Raw genomic sequence first — 18,453 nt, 5'->3', positions numbered from 1 at the left:
CCATCTTTCCCTGCGGCCCTGCCATCAGCCGCGACGATTGGAGTACCTCATGCGCGCAGCGCGCCTTGCATTCCACGCCGTTCTGTTGTCGGCGCTGTTCCCTGTGGGCTCCGCTTTCGCCGTACCGGCGCTGCAGGCGCATCGCGCCGTCTACGATCTCACCCTCAAAAAGGCGGATGATCGATCCGGCATTACCGGTATCACCGGCCGTATGGTCTACGAGTTCAACGGCTCGGCCTGCGAAGGCTACACGGTGAAATTCCGTTTCGTCACGCAGATCGCGACCAGCGACAACACGAAGCTGACCGACCAGCAGACCACCACCTTCGAGGACGCGGAAGGCAAGGTGTTTTCTTTCGTAACGAAGTCCTTCGTCGACCAGAACCTCGACAAGGAGGTCAAGGGCGTCGCGACAAAGAATGCCAAGGGGCTGAAGGTCGATATCGACAAGCCGGAGAAGAACAGTCTTGAACTCGCGGCCACCCAGTTTCCGACCCAGCATCTGGTCGAGTTGATCGGCAAGGCCGAAAAAGGCGAAAATTTCTATCAAACCAACCTGTTCGACGGGTCGGAGGACGCCAACAAGGTGATGACGACCACGGTTGTCGTCGGCAAGAAGACCGAAGCCGACAAGGCCGATCCGGAAGCGCCGGCACTGGCGAAGCTTGCCACCGACAAATATTGGCCGGTCGACATCGCCTATTTCGACGACAGTGCCCAGAAGGGCGAGGAAGTGCCGGAATACCGGATCAGCTTCAAGCTGCATGAAAACGGCATCACCCGTGATCTCGTCATGGACTATGGCGACTTCTCCATGACCGGCAAGCTGGTCAACCTGTCGCTGTTCGACCAGACAAAGCCTTGTCCCGTATCGAAGTAGCAGCGATGCGCAAGTGAGCTGGCCGGGCTTGATGGCGGTCTATGTCGATGCGGCGATCTGGAAGTGGGCAGGCCATCGCTGGTGCCATTTGATGGCCGACGACACCGAAGAGCTGCATCGGTTCGCATCCCGGCTTGGCGTGAAGCGCTCGTCCTACCAGGGGCCGCCCAGGACATCGGCGCCACACTATGACATAACCGGTTTCGAGCGCGACCGCGCGGTGCGGCTCGGCGCCATCGAATGCAGCCGCGAGGAGATCGTCGCGATCTTCAGGCGCGTGCGGGTACCCAACGGAAAGGCCCGGTCATGACACCAACGGCATTTTTCGCGTATTGCGCAGCCGTCACACTCGCCGCCGCCACACCGGGGCCAGCGATGTTCACGGTCATCACCAATGGCGTGTCGCGTGGTTTTCTTCGCGCCTTCATGGCCGGCGTGGGGGTCGCCGCCGGCGATGCCGTGCTGGTCACTCTGGCACTGCTCGGGCTGGTAGCCCTGGCCCAGACATTCGAATGGATATTCCTTCTGCTTAAATATGCAGGCGCCGCCTACCTGATTTTTCTCGGCATCAGGATGTGGCGGGCCTCGGCCACGCAACCGAACGGGCCGCAGACGGCACAGGCGAGATTGTCGCGGTTCTTCTTCGTTGGCGCGTCCATTGCGCTGGGGAATCCGAAGGCGATCCTGTTCCATGCCTCGATCATGCCGCTGGTCCTCGATCTCGACACGCTGACGTTTGTCGATGGCCTGCTGGTGGTGGCCGTCGTCATCAGCGTCAATATCCTCACCATGGGTGTCTATGCGGTACTTGCGGGCCGGGCCTCGGGCTGGTTCAGGACGCCCGGGCGCATGCGACTGATGAACAGGTTCGCCGGCAGTGCCATGATAGGCACCGGAGCGCTGATTGCCGCACGCTGAGCGGAAAGCGTCACACGGCTTGCGTTTATCGCGCTTCCCCTCTATATGCCCGCTCATTCCACACACGGACTTTGGTGTCTGCCCGGGAGAAATCCGGCTGAAACCTCCGGTGGCGTTCGAGGACTTCGTCCAAAAAATGCCTGTGTCCGTGGAGGCTAACCGGAAAGGAAATGAGAATGGCACTGCCTGATTTCAGCATGCGCCAGCTTTTGGAAGCTGGCATTCACTTCGGCCACCAGACCCACCGCTGGAACCCGAAGATGGCGCCCTACATCTACGGCGCCCGCAACAACATCCACATCATCGACCTCTCGCAGACGGTGCCTTTGCTGCACCAGGCGCTAAAGCAGGTTTCCGACACCGTTGCCAAGGGCGGCCGCGTGCTGTTCGTCGGCACCAAGCGCCAGGCGTCCGACATCGTCGCCGATGCCGCGCAGCGTTCGGCCCAGTACTACGTCAATTCGCGTTGGCTCGGCGGCATGCTGACCAACTGGAAGACGATCTCGAACTCGATCCAGCGCCTGCGCAAGCTCGACGAGATGCTGGCCGGCGAGGCGCAAGGCCTGACCAAGAAGGAACGCCTGAACCTCGACCGCGAGCGCGAGAAGCTCGACAAGGCGCTCGGCGGTATCAAGGACATGGGCTCGACGCCCGACCTGATGTTCGTAATCGACACCAACAAGGAAGCGATCGCCATCCTCGAGGCCAAGCGCCTGGGCATCCCGGTCGTTGCCATCATCGATTCGAACTGCGATCCGGACAAGATCGATTTCCCGATCCCCGGCAATGACGACGCGGCCCGCGCCATCCAGCTTTATTGCGATCTGATCGCCAAGGCCGCGATTGACGGCATCGCCCGTCAGCAGGGCGCGCTCGGCATGGATATCGGCGCTTCGGTCGAAGCTCCGGTCGAGCCGGCGCTCGATCCGGCTCCGGCGTCGGAAGCCCCAGAGGCTTGATAGTCGAAGGCCGGTTTGCGGCCTTCATCTTTCTCATATTTTGGCACGCTAAACAGACGCACCATCAAATAACGATGGTGCGTCGGTGCATTTAAACAAAGAGGCGACAATGAGCATTTCGGCTGCACAGGTCAAAGAACTCCGCGACTTGACCGGCGCGGGCATGATGGACTGCAAGGCGGCGTTGAACGAGACCAATGGCAACATGGAAGAAGCCGTTGACTGGCTGCGCAAGAAGGGCATCTCCAAGGCCGACAAGAAGGCCGGTCGCACCGCCGCCGAAGGCCTGATCGGCGTCGACAACGGCGTGCGCGAAGCCGCCGTCGTCGAGGTGAATTCCGAGACTGATTTCGTCGCCCGCAATGCCGCCTTCCAGGAAATCGTCGCCAACGTCGCCAAGGTGGCGCTTGCCTATGGCACGACAGAGGCTGTGGCCGCCGCGAAGTATCCGGGTTCGGACAAGTCGGTCACCGACACCATCAAGGACGCTGTCGGCACCATTGGCGAGAACCTGGGCTTCCGTCGCTCGGCCAAGCTGACCGTGCCGCATGGCGCGGTTGCGACCTACGTCCACAATTCGGTTGCCGATGGCCTTGGCAAGCTCGGCGTGCTGGTCGCGATCGAGACTACCGGCAACGAGCATGCCGCCAATGCCTTTGGCCGCCAGGTCGCAATGCATGTCGCCGCCACCAACCCGATGGCGCTGACCGCCGAGCAGATCGACCCGGCGGCGGTCGAGCGTGAGAAGGCAATCTTCTCCGACCAGGCGCGCCAGTCCGGGAAGCCGGAAGCCATCATCGAAAAGATGGTCGAGGGTCGCCTGCGCAAGTTCTATGAGGAAGTCGTGCTCTTGAAGCAGGCCTTCGTGCTCAACCCCGACATCACTGTCGAGAAGGCGCTGAAGGATGCCGAAAAGGAAATCGGCGCGCCGGCCAAGATCACGGCCTATCTGCGCTTCGCGCTCGGCGAGGGCATCGAGAAGGAAGAGTCCGATTTCGCCGCGGAAGTCGCGGCGGCGGTCAAGAAGTAAGCGTCTTACCGCTTTATTCCGACTGTGTTTTTCGGCCGGGCGTCCGCAGGGGTGCCCGGCCGATTTCGTTTGCGGTATCGATAAACGCCCTGAGCTTCGGCGCCATCGCCGCGCGGCGCGGGAAGTAGAGGAAAAGGCCGGGTTCCTCGATCGCTGATTGCGGCAGAACCTGCACCAGGCGCCCGGCTGCCAGATCCGCGCGGGCCAGCGGCTCGAACATATAGGCGAGGCCGACCCCAGCGAGCGCCAGATCAATGGCGGCGAGCGAATCCGTCACGATGGCCGTACCGCTGGTTTCCATGACCACATCCTTGCCATCCTCGGTCAAATCCCAGCGATAGAGAGCCCCCGAGCGGACAAGCCGGTACCCGATGCAATTGTGGTTCGCGAGATCGGCTACTCGGCGCGGACGGCCACGTCGCCCGATATAGGCGGGAGAGGCGACGATGACGACTTTGAAGGGTTGCGTCAGGCGGATGGCAACCATGTCCTGCGCGATCATCTCGCCGAGCCGGATGCCGGCGTCGAAACCTTCGCCGACGATGTCGACCAATCCCTGATCGGCAAAAATCTCGACCGTAATGTCGGGATAGCGCTCGGCCATCGCGGCGACGACCGGCGTCACCGCCAATGGAATCGCGATGTTGGAGGCGTTGATCCTGAGCAGGCCAGACGGCCTGCCCTTGTCGCTGCGGATGCGGTCCATCCGCTCGGCAATATCCTGGAGGGCAGGGGCCGCCGTTTCCACCAGCGCCTTGCCGGCCTCGGTGAGCGAAACGCTGCGCGTCGTGCGCGCAAACAGCGGCTGGCCGATACGCTCCTCGACGAGCCGCACCGCATGGCTGACCGCCGACGGGCTCATCCCGAGTTCCGCCGCGGCAAGTGCGAAGCCGCCGCGCCGCGCAACGGCTACAATGACAGGCAGGTGGGTGAGCAGGTCCCGGTCCATTCATGAACCATATCGCACGGTCCATGCAGATCATGCAATCTTATCGAGGAGGCAAAAGCGGATCATTTAAGACGGCATCGAACGGCAAGCATCAGACAGCAAGGAGCCTCCGATGTCCGACCTTCATTCCAGACAAGCCCGCAACCTCCAGACGGTACACAACTTCTTTGACCTGATGCACCGCAAGGATATCGACAGTTGGAGTGAACTCTGGGCCGAGGATGGCCGCATCATAGTCTTCTATCCGCTGGCGGGATTTGGCGACAGCATCGACGGCAAGGCAGCGATCGTGGCCGCCTTCAGGGGACTGTTCGGCAATTTCGAAACCTTCGAATCGCAACTGACGGCCATCTATCCCGCTGCGGACTCCGAAGCCGTGGTGGTCGAATACCGGAACCGCGCCGTGCTCGTCGGCGGCACTGAATACACCAACAGCAACATTGCCGTCTTCCATTTCGAGAATGGCCTGATCAGTGCCTATCACGACTATTTCGACCCGCGCCGCTTCCAGGTCGTTGTCGACGCGCTGTCAAAAGGCTGAAGGCGGACCTCCCCGACTGATCATCCGTCCGTTGCAAACCTATCCACCAAAGGAGAAGCGAAATGAATGCCTTGAAACACGTTACCTTCGCAGCAGGCCTTGCCTTGGCACCCGTCGATGCCGGTGGTGCCGAACCGACCGGCTGGCAGGCACTTGCCGATGAACGCGCCGTGATCCGTATCGCCGATGCCATCGACCGCGCCGTCGACGCGCAGGACTGGAAACGCGCGCGCAGCTATTTCGCGGATCGGGTCACCGCCGACTTCAGCAGCCTGTCCGGGCAGCCCGCGGCCAACATTGCCTCCGACGATCTGATCGGCGCCTGGGCCGGCAATCTCAAGGGCAGCAAGACCAGCCTGCACCTGCGCACCAATCACCAGGTCGTCCTCGAGGCGGACACGGCGACTGTTCTGTCGAACGGCTATGCCTGGAACCTGATGGAGGGCAATGGCGATCCACTCTGGGAAGTCTGGGGCACCTATGAGCACCACCTGACTCGTTCTGGCACCGCCTGGAAGGTCGATGGCTTCACCTTCCGCATGACGCATGAACGCGGCAATCCCTGGGTCAAGACGACCCCGGGCCAATGACGCCCGCATCAACCGGATCAGGATCGGAAAAGACAATGACGATGAGCTACTACACACTCGGCAACAGCGGCCTGCGCGTCAGCCGGCTGGCGCTGGGCACGATGACCTTCGGCACGGAATGGGGCTGGGGCGCGGACCGGGATACGGCGCGCGCGATGTTTGACGCCTATGTCGAGGCCGGCGGCAATTTCTTCGACACCGCCGACCTTTATACCGGGGGCACCGCCGAGACCTGGCTCGGTGAATTCGTGGCCGAGCGAGGCTTGCGCGACAAGGCGGTGATCGCCACCAAATTCACCATGAACTCGAACCCCGGCAATCCCAACGCCGGCGGCAATGGCCGCAAGAACATCATGCGTGCCGTCGACGCCTCGCTGAAGCGGCTGGGCACCGACTACATCGATCTCTATCTTATGCATATCTGGGACAGGCTGACGCCGGCCGAGGAAGTGCTGCGCACGCTCGACGATCTGGTTCGGGCAGGCAAGATACGTCACATCGGCCTGTCCGACGTGCCGGCCTGGTATGCCGGGCGGGCTCAGGCGATCGCCGAACTGCGCGGCTATGAGCCGATCTCGGCGTTGCAGCTCGAATACTCCCTGGCGGAGCGTGCCATCGAGCATGAATTCGTGCCGTTCGGGACACGTCATGGCGCCGGCATCATGGTCTGGAGCCCGCTGGCCAGCGGCCTGTTGAGCGGCAAATACCGGCCGATGCAAGCGGGCAATGCCGGCCGGCTCGACGGCTTCCGCAACACCACCCATCCCGGCTTCCAGAAATTCACGGATCACAACTGGGCTGTTGTGGCGGAGTTGGAAAAAGTCGCCGCCGAACTCGGCCGCGGCATGGCTCAGGTGGCGCTCAACTGGGTGGCGACACAGCCAGGAATCGCCACCGTCATCCTTGGGGCAACGAGACTTTCGCAGTTGCAGGACAATGTTGCCGCGCTCGATTTCTCGATACCGCCCGCGCTTCGCCAGCGGCTGGACAAGGTGAGCGGCACGCCTGCGCCGTTCCCGCATTCCTATTTCGGTCCCGAGATCCAGGTCCGTGTCGCCGGTGGTGTCGTGACCGGCGACAAGCCGTCCGGTTATGCATTGCCGGTCGTGGTCGAAGGCGAGGCTGTTGCCATCAGCAGCAACTGATCCAAAAAGCCTGGAATTTTGCACAAGGGCGCGGCGTGACATCGCCGCGCCCTTCGTGTATCCGGTCAACCCGTCATGACAGCACCGCCGGGCGAAGCAGGAGGCCTTTTTCGCCTTCAGAGCTTGCCGCGCCGGGATTTTCGAGGAACCAGATGACGGTGAAGCCCCTCTACCGACGTGTTCTGCTGAAAGCTTCGGGCGAAGCGTTGATGGGCGAACAGCATTTCGGCATCGATGTCTCGGTCGTCGACCGCATCGCCGGCGACATCGCCGAGGCGCGCGCGCTGGGCATAGAGGTGGGTGTCGTCATTGGCGGCGGCAATATCTTTCGCGGCGTGGCCGTTGCCTCCAAGGGTGGGGACCGCGTTACTGGCGACCATATGGGCATGCTTGCCACTGTCATCAATTCGCTGGCGCTGCGCACATCGCTGAACAAGATCGGCGTCGACGCCGTTGTGCTGTCCGCGATTGCCATGCCTGAGCTTTGCGAGAGCTTTTCGCAGCGCCAGGCGACCGCCTACATGAACCAGGGCAAGGTGGTGATCTTCGCCGGCGGCACCGGCAATCCGTTCTTCACCACCGATTCGGCCGCAGCGCTCCGTGCCGCCGAAATTGGCGCCGACGCGTTGTTCAAGGGCACGCAGGTCGACGGCGTCTATTCGGCCGACCCGAAAAAGGATCCAAGCGCGACACGTTTCGAGCGCATCAGCCATGCCGAAGTCATAAATCGCGGCCTTTCGATCATGGATACGGCTGCGATTGCACTTGCGCGCGAAAACAACATTCCGATAATCGTCTATTCGATCCACGAAAAAGGTGGTTTCGGCGATATTCTGAGGGGCGGCGGCCGCTGTACGGTCGTCGCGGACGAGTGATCCGGGCCCGATCCCGGGAAACCGGGTTTCGAAATCAGGCTCCAACACGGGGCCTTTGCCCGAAGCAGTGAACCCGCGGCAGACGGGTCGAGGAGACTAGAATGAGTGGTGAGTACGACGATCTCAAGCGGCGCATGGATGGGGCAATCGCGGCGTTCAAGCATGATCTGGCCTCGCTGCGGACCGGTCGCGCCTCCAGCAACCTGCTCGACGCGATCCAGGTGCAAGCCTATGGCACCACCATGCCGATCAATCAGGTGGCCAACGTCACCGTGCCTGAGCCGCGCATGATCTCGGTCTCGGTCTGGGACAAGTCGATGGTCGGCGCGGTCGACCGCGCGATCCGGGAATCCAATCTGGGCTTCAACCCGATCGTCGACGGCACCAATCTGAGGATTCCGCTGCCGGAGCTCAACGAACAGCGCCGCAAGGAACTGGTCAAGATTTCGCACGGCTATGCCGAGAACGCGCGCGTCGCCGCGCGCCATGTGCGCCGCGATGGCATGGATTTCCTGAAGAAGGCGGAGAAGGACGGCGACATCAGCGAGGACGATCAGCGCAAGCGTTCCGACCAGGTCCAGAAGCTTACCGACGAGACCATCAGCACCATCGATCATCTGCTTTCCGACAAGGAAGCTGAAATCATGCAGGTTTAGGGTTGGCCCTTGGCTGATCCGAAAGCGAGATCATGACAACGCCCGCGCATGTCGCGATCATCATGGATGGAAATGGACGCTGGGCCAAGGCGCGCGGTATGCCGAGGCTCGCGGGTCATCGCGCCGGCGTCGAGGCGCTGCGCAAGGCTGTGCGTGCCGCCCCCGGTCTCGGTATCTCCTTCCTGACCGTCTATGCTTTCTCGTCGGAGAACTGGTCACGGCCGAAGTCCGAGGTCAGCGATCTTATGGGATTGTTGAAGCTGTTCATCCGTCGCGACCTTGCCGAGCTGCACCAGAGCGGCGTGCGGGTCAGGATCATCGGCGACCGGGCAGGGCTGCAGGCGGACATCAGGGGGCTGCTCGAGGAAGCCGAATCGCTGACGATCCGCAACACCTCGCTGACGCTGGTGATCGCCTTCAATTATGGCGGGCGCGACGAGATCGTGCGCACGGCGCGCAAGCTCGCCGAGGCGGTGGCGCGCGGTGAAATCGACAGCGAGGCGATCACCGCCGAAAGCTTTGCCGGCTCTCTCGACACGCAAGGCATTCCCGATCCGGAGCTGGTCATCCGCACCAGCGGCGAGCTTCGCCTGTCCAACTTCCTCTTGTGGCAGGCCGCCTACAGCGAGCTCGTCTTCCTGCCGTGCTACTGGCCGGACTTCAATCGCGAGCACCTCGCCGAGGCTCTACGCGAATATGCCGGCCGCGAGCGCCGCTTCGGCGGACTGGACCCGCAAGACGTCGCGTCGCGACCGGCCGCGGGATGAGCAACCTTCAGCTACGTGTGATTTCGGCGGTCGTGCTCGCTATTGCCGCCCTTGGCCTGACCTGGCTTGGCGGCCTGCCTTTCCGGCTGCTGTGCACCGTCATGGCGGCAATGATCTTTTATGAATGGACACGCATGTCGCGGCCCGCCGCGGCCGACGGGCTTGGCTTCCTGCCGGAAGCGCTGATGGTCATTTTCGTCGGTGCCTTGATTGCCGGCCTGTCCGCATTGTGGCTGCTGCCGCTCGTGGTGATTCTGGTTGCGATAACGGCGACCACCGCGGGAATTCGCAGGATCGACCAGTGGGACGCTGGCGGCCTTGCCTATGCCTCCGTGTCGGGTCTGTCGCTTGCCCTGCTGCGCGACGGCGACCATTCGGGCTTCGTCGCCATCCTGTTTCTGTTCGCGGTCGTCTGGGCGACCGACATCTTCGCGTATTTCGTCGGGCGCGCCGTCGGCGGGCCCAAACTGGCGCCGTCGATTTCGCCAGGCAAGACGCGCAGCGGCGCGTTCGGCGGGGCGGTCGGTGGCGTCGTCGCGGGACTTTTGCTGGCAGCCATTGCCGGCGCCGACAACCTGGCGTTGCTCGGCATCGTGGCGCTGGTGCTGTCCGTCGTCGCCCAGGCTGGCGACCTGTTCGAATCCTGGGTCAAACGGCGGCACGGCCGCAAGGATTCGGGCGTGCTCATTCCTGGCCATGGCGGCATCATGGATCGTGTCGACGGGCTTGTCGCGGCCGCTCTTGCCCTATACGTCATCGGTTGGATTTCGGCGGGCGCCGACCATCCGGCGCAGGGGCTGTTTGCCATTTGAATGGTGTCATTCCACGATCTGGCGCGGACGTGCCTTGGATTCGCCTGTATTGATGTCACAGTCACGCAGCGACCGCGGAAGAACTTGAGGGCTTGAGTTGAACGAGATTCTTCACGCGATTTTCAGCACGGAAGGCCTCTTTCTCGGCACGCTCGTGCCGTTTCTCTTCGTACTGACCGTGGTGGTGTTCGTTCACGAGATGGGCCACTACCTCGTCGGCCGCTGGTGCGGCATCGGGGTCAGGGCCTTCTCGATCGGCTTCGGTCCGGAGCTCATAGGCTTCAACGACAGGCACGGCACGCGCTGGAAGCTTTGCGCCATACCGCTTGGCGGTTATGTCAAGTTTGTCGGCGACATGAGCGCCACCTCCAGCAAGCCGACATCGGACGAGCTCGAAACGCTGACCGACCAGGAACGCAAGGTTGCCTTCCACACCCAGGCGATCTGGAAGCGCGCGGCAACGGTAGTGGCCGGGCCGCTGTTCAACTTCCTGCTGACGATCGTCGTCTTTTCCGTGCTGTTTGCCTCCTATGGGCGTTATGTCGCGGAGCCCATGGTCGCGGAGATTACCGCCGACAGTCCCGCGGCCAAAGCTGGCATTTTGCCTGGCGACCGATTCGTCAGTGTCGACGGCAGCAAGGTCGAAACCTTCGGAGACGTGCAGCGGCTGGTCTCGGGCCGGGCCGGCGACACCATCACCTTCGTCATGCTGCGCGGCGGCAAGGAGGTCACGGTGACCGCGACGCCGCACCTGATGGAACAAGAGGACGCGCTCGGCAACAAGATCAAGGTTGCGGTGATCGGCGTCGTCAACAACAAGGAACTCGGCCAGCCTCGTCTTATCACATACACCCCGGGGGGAGCCGTTGCGGCGGCCGTTGAGGAAACGGGCCATGTCATCGAGCGCACGGGCCAGTTTCTGCAGCGCTTCGTCGTTGGGCGCGAGGACAAGTGCCAGCTGGGTGGTCCGGTCAAGATCGCAGGCATGGCCGGCAAGGCTGCCAAACTCGGTTTCGAGTGGCTGGTGCAGCTTGTCGCGCTGCTCTCCGTCGGGATAGGCATTCTAAACCTTTTGCCGATTCCCCCCCTCGACGGCGGCCATCTGTTGTTCTACGGGGTGGAGGCCGTCATCCGCCGGCCGGTGTCGGAACGGATGATGGAAATGGCCTATCGGGCCGGTCTGCTTCTGGTGCTGTGCTTCATGGCGTTCGTGTTCTGGAACGATCTCTTTGGGTGCTGAAATCATGAAGGAATTCGGCCTGGGCATGGTCGATGTTGAGACGCCGTTTACCATGCACGGGGATATGAGTGACGCGAAAGCCACGCAACAGGGTTAAGTAAATACAAATTAACCAGAAGCCTTGCGTGTAGGGAAAATCCGGTTAATACGGTAGGGGAAATGACCGCACGTCCGGTTTTCTCGCCGTGGGGACTACGAGAAAAGGTTATTAAGCCCGATGAAGGCAGCATCCAAGTTTCTAAACGCCGCGTCAGCGGCGGCACTGTCCGCCGCTCTGGTCGTACCCGGTGCGCTCGCAGTGCAGTTCGTTGCCACATCGGCGGCCGAAGCCGCTGTCGTAAGCAGGGTGGAGGTGAGCGGCAACCAGCGTGTCGACGCCGATACCATCCGCAACTACATCACCATCAAGCCCGGCAAGGCCTTCTCCAGCTCCGATGTCGATAGCGCGGTCAAGGCGCTGTTCGGCACCGGCCTGTTCTCGGATGTCCAGATCAACCAGGTCGGCTCGACCCTGGTCGTCAAGGTTTCGGAATACAAGGTCGTCAACCAGGTGCTGTTCCAGGGCAACAAGAAGCTCAAGGACAACGCGCTTCAGGCAGCGGTTCAGCTGAAGCCGCGCGGCACGTTCTCCCAGGCTACGCTCGATTCGGACGTCGAGGCGGTCAAGGCCGCTTACAGGCGCATCGGCCGTGACGATGCCGGCGTGACCGCGCAGATCATGGAGCTCGGCGACAACCGCGTGAATGTGGTGTTCCACGTCACCGAAGGCGATCGCACTCAGATCGCGGCAATCAATTTCGTCGGCAACAGCGCCTATTCCAGCCGCCGCCTGTCGGACGTGATCAATACCAAGCGCTCATCCTGGGTCTCGTTCATCCTGCGCGACGACGTCTATGATGAAGACAAGCTGCGCGCCGACCAGGAACTGCTGCGCCGCTTCTACTATAATCACGGCTATGCTGATTTCCAGGTCGTGTCCGCTGTCGGCGAGCTCGACAATGCGACCAACAAATACACGGTCACCATCACCGTCCAGGAAGGTGAGCGCTATACTTTCGGCGACATCAGCGTCGAAAGCACGATCCCGGAAGTGGACTCCAAGTCGCTGGAATCGGTAGTGGAAACACACAAGGGCGATGTCTACAGCGCCAAGAATGTCGAAGACTCGATCATTGCCTTGACCGAGAAGGTGGCCGGTTCCGGCTATGCATTCGCGCAGGTGACGCCGCGTGGCGATCGCAACTTCGAGAACCATACGATTTCGGTGGTCTACACGGTCGACCAGGGCACCAAGGCCTATGTCGAGCGCATCGAGATCCGCGGCAACGATCGGACGCGTGACTATGTCATTCGCCGCGAATTCGACGTCAGCGAAGGCGACGCGTTCAACCAGGTGCTCATCCAGCGCGCGAAGAAGCGTCTGGAAGACCTCAATTACTTTGACAAAGTCGACATTTCGACTGTGCCTGGCTCGGCCCCTGATCAGGTCGTGCTGGTGGTCGATGTGGTCGAGAAGTCGACGGGTGAATTCTCGGTTGGTGCCGGCTATTCGACCGGTGGCGACTCGGCCGGACCGTCCGTCGAAGGATCGATCACCGAGCGCAACTTCCTCGGTCGTGGCCAGTTCATCAAGGTGTCGGCCGGTGGCGGCAAGAACTCGCGCGATTACAGCCTGTCCTTCACCGAGCCCTATTTCCTCGGGCGGCGCATCGCCGCCGGCTTCGACATCTACAAGTCGACGCGGGAATACAACAACAACTACGACAGCGACACCACCGGCGCGACGATCCGCTTCGGGCTGCCAATCACCAACAGCATTACAACCCAGCTGGCGTACAACATCTCGCAAGAGAAGTATAAGGTCGACGATAGTTGCGGTCCAACCAGCCCAGGAGATCCGGACGGCACCTGTAACATCTCACAGGCTGTCCTGGATGGTATCGAGCAGAGCCCGTGGATCAAGTCTTCGGTCAGCCTTGGGCTGGTCTACAACACCATCGACGACATGAAGAACCCGCACGAGGGTATCTACGCCAACACGACCGTGGAGGTCGCCGGTCTCGGTGGCGATGCCAAGTTCGTGAAGATCACGGGGCGCGGCAGCATCTATCAGACGTTGTCGGAGCAGCTTGACCTTGTCGGCCTCCTTTCGGGTGGTGCAGGCCATGTCGAGGGTTACGGCAGCGGCGATCTGCGCATCTTCGACCACTTCCAGAGCACCGATCGCATGATCCGCGGCTTTGCCTATGGTGGCATCGGCCCGGTTGCTAACGACACCAGCGGTGACCATCTGGGCGGCACGACCTATTTCAATGCGTCAGCCGAGGCGCAATTCCCACTGCCGGTTGTTCCCGAGAGCTTCGGCTTGCGTGGCGCGGTGTTCGCCGATGCGGCGACGCTCTATGGCAGCAAGATCGCCACTGGCTTGGTCGATCCAGATTCTACCGGCATGAAAGTGCGCGCCTCGGTCGGTGTCGGCCTGATGTGGGCCTCGCCGTTCGGGCCGATCCGTATCGACTATGCGATCCCGGTCAAGAAGGAAGCCAAAGACGACGTGCAGGAATTCAACTTCGGCATATCGACCCGCTTTTGATCGGCGGCCAACGATGCTCCCGGGTTTTGGATCCGGGAGAAATGTTCCGACCTAGCTGGATATAGCTTCTGGAATGACCGATCCGGTGTTCTTCGCGCCATCACGCCGGTATACGGCGGCCGAAGTCGCGAATCTGACTGGCTCGGTGCTCGTCGATTCCGGCCAATCCGACGTTTCGATCGAAGCGTTGGCGCCAGCCAATGAAGGCGGGGCCAACGCGCTCGTTTTCGTGGACGGCAGGCGCAATTCGGCGCTGATGCCGTCGCTGCGGGCGGCAGCGGTCCTGTGTCCGGCGGAATTCGCAAACAAGGCGCCGGCTACCGTCGCCGTCCTGATCCATCCGCGGCCGCAACAGGCATTCGCCCTGGTCGGTCGGCTGCTGTTCCCCACGGCCGCTACGCCGGGGCCGATGACCGGTGAAACCGGTGTTTCGCCCCATGCCCACGTCGATCCGACAGCGCATGTCGAAGCCGGCGCTGTCATCGAAGCCGGCGTGGTCATCGGGCCAGGCGTCTCGATCGGCGGCGGCACCGTCATTGCGCCAAACGCCGTCATCGGACAGTCCTGCCAGATTGGCCGTGACGGCTATGTCGGCCCGGGCGCCAGTATCCAGTACGCATTGATCGGCAATCGGGTCATCATCCATGGTGGCGCCAGGATTGGACAGGACGGTTTTGGCTTTGTCGGCGGCGCCAAGGGTCCCGAACGTGTTCCACAGATCGGACGGGTCATCATCCAGGACGATGTCGAGATCGGCTCCAATTCCACCGTCGATCGCGGCGCCATGTCCGATACGATCATCGGGCAAGGCACCAAGATCGACAATCTCGTGCAGATCGCCCATAACGTCCGCATCGGTCGCAATTGCATAGTAGCCGGGCTTTCGGGTATTTCCGGTTCCGTGGTGGTGGGGGACAATGTCACCATGGGCGGCGGCGTCGGGCTTGCGGATCATCTGACGATTGGTACAGGTGCCAAGCTTGCCGCCAGAAGTGGATTTATGAGCAATGTTCCCGCCGGCGAGATATGGGGTGGCTATCCGGCGCAGCCGATGGCGGAAGCCATGCGAGAGATAGCCATGTTGCGCACGATGGCCAGGGCACGCAAGCAGGGCAAGGACAATGGCTGACATGGTGGCGGCGACAACGCTGGAAGCGGTCGACATATTGGGGCTTATGAAGCTCCTGCCGCACCGTTACCCCTTCCTCATGATCGACCGCATCGTCGACATCGATGGCGACGACTCCGCCATCGGCATCAAGAACGTGACCATAAACGAGCCGCATTTTCAGGGTCATTTCCCGGAGCAGCCGGTGATGCCGGGTGTGCTGATCGTCGAGGCCATGGCGCAGACGGCGGGCGCCATTTGTATCCGCAGCCTCGGGGCGTCGAAGCCGTCATTGGTCTATTTCCTGACCATCGACAACGCCAAATTCCGCAAACCGGTCGTTCCCGGCGACCAGTTGAAGATCCACGTCAAGAAAATCAAGAAGCGCGGCAATCTGCTCAAATTCGCCTGCGAAGCCCTGGTCGAAGGTACCAAGGCGGCCGAGGCCGAGATTTCAGCCATGATGGTCACCGGCGACTGACGATCGAGTGCCTATGAAAATCAACACGTCAATCCATCCTTCCTCCGTCGTGGAAGAAGGCGCCCAAATCGGCCACGGTGTGCGCATTGGGCCATTCTGCCATATCAGCGCCGATGCTGTGATCGGTGACGGTGTCGAACTGGTTAGCCATGTCTCGGTCATGGGCGCGACCACTGTCGGAGCGTCGACCAAGGTCTATCCGATGGCGATCCTGGGCGGACCGCCGCAGAACACCAAGCACAAGGGCGGCCGCACCACACTCGTCATCGGCGCCAACTGCACCATCCGCGAAGGCGTGACCATGCATGTCGGCACCGACACCAGCCGCGGCGAAACGACGGTGGGCGACAATGGCAATTTCCTCGCCTACGCCCATATCGCCCATGATTGCGCCGTCGGCAACAACGCCACCTTCGCCAATGGGGCGACATTGGGCGGCCACTGCGAGATCGGCAACAATGTCTATATCGGCGGCCTTAGCGCCGTTCATCAATTCGTGCGTGTAGGCGACAACGCCTTTCTTGGCGGATGCTCGGCTTTTGTTGGTGATGTCATTCCCTACGCCATCGCGGTCGGTAACCGCGCCAGCTTGCGCGGCTTGAACATCATCGGTCTCAAGCGCGCCGGTCTGCCGCGTTCCGAAATCTATTTGCTGCGCAAGGCCTACAAGACGATCTTCGACCGCTCCCGCACTGTCGGCGAGAACATCGAGTTCGCCAAGGCGGAGTTCGCCTCGTCGCCGACCGCAATGAAGATCATCGACTTCATCATCAGTCGCGGCAAGCGGCACTATGCGGTGCCATCGCTCAAGGGCGGCGATGGCGACGATTCCGATGACGAAGGCTGAGACAGCCGCGGCTGGTGTTGATCTCCCGCCTGGTGCCAGGGTCGGCATCATCGCCGGCGGCGGCAGCCTTCCGGTCGAAGTCGCTGCCGGTTTGGCCGAACAGAGTCATGCGCCCTTCATCGTGCTCATGGACGGTGAGGCTGACCGCTTGGCGGAGTTGTGCCGGTACGAGCATGATACCCTTGCCCTGGAGGCGATAGGATCGCTCGTTCCGCTGCTCAAGCGCAACCGGATTACCCATCTGGTACTTGCCGGCGAGATAAAGCGCAGGCCAAGGCTGGCACATCTGCGACCAAGCCTTAGCCTGCTCGCCGTGGTGCCCCTTGTTGTCATGGCGTTGGCGCGTGGCGATGACGGGCTGCTCAAGGTGGTGGCGCGCGGGCTCGAGGCCAGGGGGATTAAGGTCGTGGGTGCCCACGAGATCGTGCCGAACCTTGTCGCCGCCGAAGGGGTGTTGACCAGGGCTAAGCCTCTGAAATCGGACTGGCGCGACATTGAGGCGGGTTTTGCGGCGGCAAAGGCCATTGGGGCGCTGGATATCGGCCAGGCGGCGATCGCGGTCGGCGGCCGGACCATTGCGCTTGAAGGCATCGAGGGCACGGCCGGATTGCTGGACCGCGCCAGGCTGCTGCGCGGCCACGGCCGTATCGCCGGCAAGACGCGCGGCGTTCTGGTCAAATGCGCCAAGCCTGGCCAGGAGTTGCGGGCGGATCTTCCTTCCATGGGACCACAGACGGTAGAAGCAGCGCATGGGGCCGGCCTTGCCGGCATTGCCGTCGAAGCGGGACGCTCCCTGATCCTCGAAGGCCCCGCAACTCTCTCGCGTGCCAATGAGCTTGGGCTGTTCATCGTCGGCCTTGCCGCAGCGGAGTCCGGACATGGCTGACAGGGCGCTGAAGATCGCGATCGTCGCGGGCGAGGAGTCAGGCGACCTCCTTGGCGCCGACATCGTCCGGTCGCTCCGCCAGATGACAGGGCGCGAGGTGCAGCTCGTTGGACTCGGCGGCCGCCACCTGCAGGCGCTTGGGCTGGTTTCGCCGTTCGACGCCGGCGAGGTCGCGCTGATGGGGTTCAGCGCCGTCTTGCGTGACCTGCCGCGCCTGATCCGGCGGATCGGCCAGCTGGCGGGTATGGTTGCGGACGCCAAGCCCGATTGCCTCGTCACCATCGACAGTCCCGATTTTTCGCTGCGCGTCGCCAAAAAAGTGCGCGCGGCCAACCCGTCGATCCCGATCGTCCACTATGTCTGCCCGAGCGTCTGGGCATGGCGGCCGGGCAGGGCGGTGGCAATGAAGCCCTATGTCGACCACATTCTGTGCATCCTGCCGTTTGAGGTGAAGGAGCTCGATCGGCTGGGTGGTCCGCCCGGCACCTATGTCGGGCACCGTCTGACCCACGACGCGGGTGTGCTCTCGGCGGCAAAGGCTCAAGGCCAGCCGCGTGATCTATCACCAGACCGCGTGAAGACGCTGCTCGTCCTGCCCGGCTCGCGGCGCGGCGAGGTGCGGCGGCTGCTCGAGCCGTTCGGCGAGACCGTGTCGATGTTGCGGGCCCGCGGGCATCGGCTCCGGCTGATGCTGCCGACGGTGCCACATGTCGCGGATACCGTGCGGTCCGCGGTCACGCGCTGGGACGAGAAACCCGAGATTATCCTTGAGCCCGAGCGCAAATGGCAGGCCTTCGGCAAGGCCGACGCCGCGTTGATCGCGTCCGGCACGGTGTCCCTGGAACTGGCGTTGTCCGGGGTGCCGATGATCTCTTGCTATCGGCTCGACCCGGTTGCACGCGTCGTCGCGCCGTATCTCGTTTCCGTCTGGTCGGCGCTGCTTCCCAACCTGATCTCGGATCGCGCGTTGATCCCGGAATTCTATAACGAGTACGTCAAACCGAACAATCTTGCGCGCCAGCTTGAAGCGCTGTTGGCCGACAGTGGTATGCGCGCCTGGCAGAAAGACGGGTTTGCCGAGATTTCAGGGCGCATGGCAACGGACAAGCCGTCCGGTGAGATCGCCGCGGGCGTGGTCCTGCGTCATATGAAAAAGGCGCCCTGACGGACGCCTTT

The 18,453-nt window shown here is 62.2% G+C and carries 20 protein-coding genes; 19 read left to right on the top strand and 1 reads right to left on the bottom strand.

The window, feature by feature from the left end; all coding sequences use genetic code 11:
• Nucleotides 1–49 precede the first annotated feature (49 nt).
• The 5 genes from FJ434_RS00840 (at nt 50) to tsf (ending at nt 3,787) form a co-directional block, all read left to right on the top strand.
• On the top strand, nt 50–880 hold the full coding sequence (locus FJ434_RS00840) for a cell envelope integrity EipB family protein (RefSeq protein ID WP_027142607.1): 831 nt from the start codon (nt 50–52) through the stop codon (nt 878–880).
• 31 nt (nt 881–911) lie between these two features.
• On the top strand, nt 912–1,190 hold the full coding sequence (locus tag FJ434_RS00835) for a DUF4031 domain-containing protein (RefSeq protein ID WP_027142608.1): 279 nt from the start codon (nt 912–914) through the stop codon (nt 1,188–1,190).
• A complete protein-coding gene (locus FJ434_RS00830; RefSeq protein ID WP_140750257.1) occupies nt 1,187–1,798 on the top strand; it encodes a LysE family translocator in 612 nt (203 codons plus the stop codon). Before FJ434_RS00835 ends, FJ434_RS00830 begins: the two co-directional genes overlap by 4 nt.
• A gap of 176 nt (nt 1,799–1,974) precedes the next feature.
• The gene (gene rpsB / locus FJ434_RS00825) at nt 1,975–2,757 is read left to right on the top strand and encodes a 30S ribosomal protein S2 (RefSeq protein WP_140505484.1); all 783 of its coding nucleotides are present in this window, start codon (nt 1,975–1,977) and stop codon (nt 2,755–2,757) included.
• Between the two features lie 109 nt (nt 2,758–2,866).
• Nucleotides 2,867–3,787 (top strand): translation elongation factor Ts, encoded by a 921-nt coding sequence (gene tsf / locus FJ434_RS00820; RefSeq protein ID WP_027142611.1) that lies wholly within the window; start codon nt 2,867–2,869, stop codon nt 3,785–3,787.
• A 13-nt stretch (nt 3,788–3,800) separates the two neighbouring features.
• Here the strand turns inward: tsf and FJ434_RS00815 are convergent, their stop codons facing one another.
• Nucleotides 3,801–4,736 (bottom strand): LysR family transcriptional regulator, encoded by a 936-nt coding sequence (locus FJ434_RS00815; RefSeq protein ID WP_140505480.1) that lies wholly within the window; start codon nt 4,734–4,736, stop codon nt 3,801–3,803.
• Between the two features lie 112 nt (nt 4,737–4,848).
• Between FJ434_RS00815 and FJ434_RS00810 the strand changes: the two genes are divergently transcribed.
• The 14 genes from FJ434_RS00810 (at nt 4,849) to lpxB (ending at nt 18,442) form a co-directional block, all read left to right on the top strand.
• Nucleotides 4,849–5,277 carry a nuclear transport factor 2 family protein gene (locus FJ434_RS00810; protein ID WP_140711673.1) on the top strand — a complete coding sequence of 143 codons (429 nt, stop codon included), beginning with the start codon at nt 4,849–4,851 and terminating at the stop codon, nt 5,275–5,277.
• A gap of 62 nt (nt 5,278–5,339) precedes the next feature.
• The gene (locus FJ434_RS00805) at nt 5,340–5,867 is read left to right on the top strand and encodes a nuclear transport factor 2 family protein (protein WP_140505476.1); all 528 of its coding nucleotides are present in this window, start codon (nt 5,340–5,342) and stop codon (nt 5,865–5,867) included.
• A gap of 35 nt (nt 5,868–5,902) precedes the next feature.
• Nucleotides 5,903–7,012 carry an aldo/keto reductase gene (locus tag FJ434_RS00800; protein WP_140711671.1) on the top strand — a complete coding sequence of 370 codons (1,110 nt, stop codon included), beginning with the start codon at nt 5,903–5,905 and terminating at the stop codon, nt 7,010–7,012.
• 152 nt (nt 7,013–7,164) lie between these two features.
• Entirely contained in the window at nt 7,165–7,887 is a 723-nt protein-coding gene (pyrH, locus tag FJ434_RS00795) for a UMP kinase (protein WP_027142616.1), read from the top strand.
• A 101-nt stretch (nt 7,888–7,988) separates the two neighbouring features.
• On the top strand, nt 7,989–8,543 hold the full coding sequence (gene frr, locus FJ434_RS00790; RefSeq protein WP_027142617.1) for a ribosome recycling factor: 555 nt from the start codon (nt 7,989–7,991) through the stop codon (nt 8,541–8,543).
• A 32-nt stretch (nt 8,544–8,575) separates the two neighbouring features.
• Nucleotides 8,576–9,310 carry an isoprenyl transferase gene (locus tag FJ434_RS00785; protein WP_140711669.1) on the top strand — a complete coding sequence of 245 codons (735 nt, stop codon included), beginning with the start codon at nt 8,576–8,578 and terminating at the stop codon, nt 9,308–9,310.
• Nucleotides 9,307–10,122, top strand: coding sequence for a phosphatidate cytidylyltransferase (locus FJ434_RS00780; protein WP_140750259.1), 816 nt, complete (start codon nt 9,307–9,309; stop codon nt 10,120–10,122). The genes FJ434_RS00785 and FJ434_RS00780 overlap by 4 nt, the downstream gene beginning before the upstream one ends.
• Before the next feature lie 97 nt (nt 10,123–10,219).
• A complete protein-coding gene (gene rseP, locus FJ434_RS00775) occupies nt 10,220–11,362 on the top strand; it encodes an RIP metalloprotease RseP (protein ID WP_140750261.1) in 1,143 nt (380 codons plus the stop codon).
• 217 nt (nt 11,363–11,579) lie between these two features.
• Complete coding sequence (gene bamA, locus FJ434_RS00770) at nt 11,580–13,955, top strand: outer membrane protein assembly factor BamA (protein WP_140750263.1); 2,376 nt, start codon at nt 11,580–11,582, stop codon at nt 13,953–13,955.
• Nucleotides 13,956–14,028: 73 nt separating this feature from the next.
• Nucleotides 14,029–15,084 (top strand): UDP-3-O-(3-hydroxymyristoyl)glucosamine N-acyltransferase, encoded by a 1,056-nt coding sequence (gene lpxD / locus FJ434_RS00765; RefSeq protein ID WP_140750265.1) that lies wholly within the window; start codon nt 14,029–14,031, stop codon nt 15,082–15,084.
• Complete coding sequence (fabZ, locus tag FJ434_RS00760; RefSeq protein ID WP_015317790.1) at nt 15,077–15,544, top strand: 3-hydroxyacyl-ACP dehydratase FabZ; 468 nt, start codon at nt 15,077–15,079, stop codon at nt 15,542–15,544. The genes lpxD and fabZ overlap by 8 nt, the downstream gene beginning before the upstream one ends.
• A gap of 13 nt (nt 15,545–15,557) precedes the next feature.
• Complete coding sequence (gene lpxA, locus FJ434_RS00755; protein ID WP_140750267.1) at nt 15,558–16,391, top strand: acyl-ACP--UDP-N-acetylglucosamine O-acyltransferase; 834 nt, start codon at nt 15,558–15,560, stop codon at nt 16,389–16,391.
• A complete protein-coding gene (locus FJ434_RS00750; protein ID WP_140750269.1) occupies nt 16,363–17,277 on the top strand; it encodes an LpxI family protein in 915 nt (304 codons plus the stop codon). The genes lpxA and FJ434_RS00750 overlap by 29 nt, the downstream gene beginning before the upstream one ends.
• A complete protein-coding gene (lpxB, locus tag FJ434_RS00745; RefSeq protein ID WP_140750271.1) occupies nt 17,270–18,442 on the top strand; it encodes a lipid-A-disaccharide synthase in 1,173 nt (390 codons plus the stop codon). Before FJ434_RS00750 ends, lpxB begins: the two co-directional genes overlap by 8 nt.
• The last annotated feature ends 11 nt before the right edge of the window (nt 18,443–18,453 follow it).

This window comes from Mesorhizobium sp. B2-5-13 (genome assembly GCF_006440535.1).
Lineage (GTDB): Bacteria > Pseudomonadota > Alphaproteobacteria > Rhizobiales > Rhizobiaceae > Mesorhizobium > Mesorhizobium salmacidum.
Note: the sequence above shows the minus strand (reverse complement) of the source record. Positions and strands in the feature narration are given on the sequence as shown.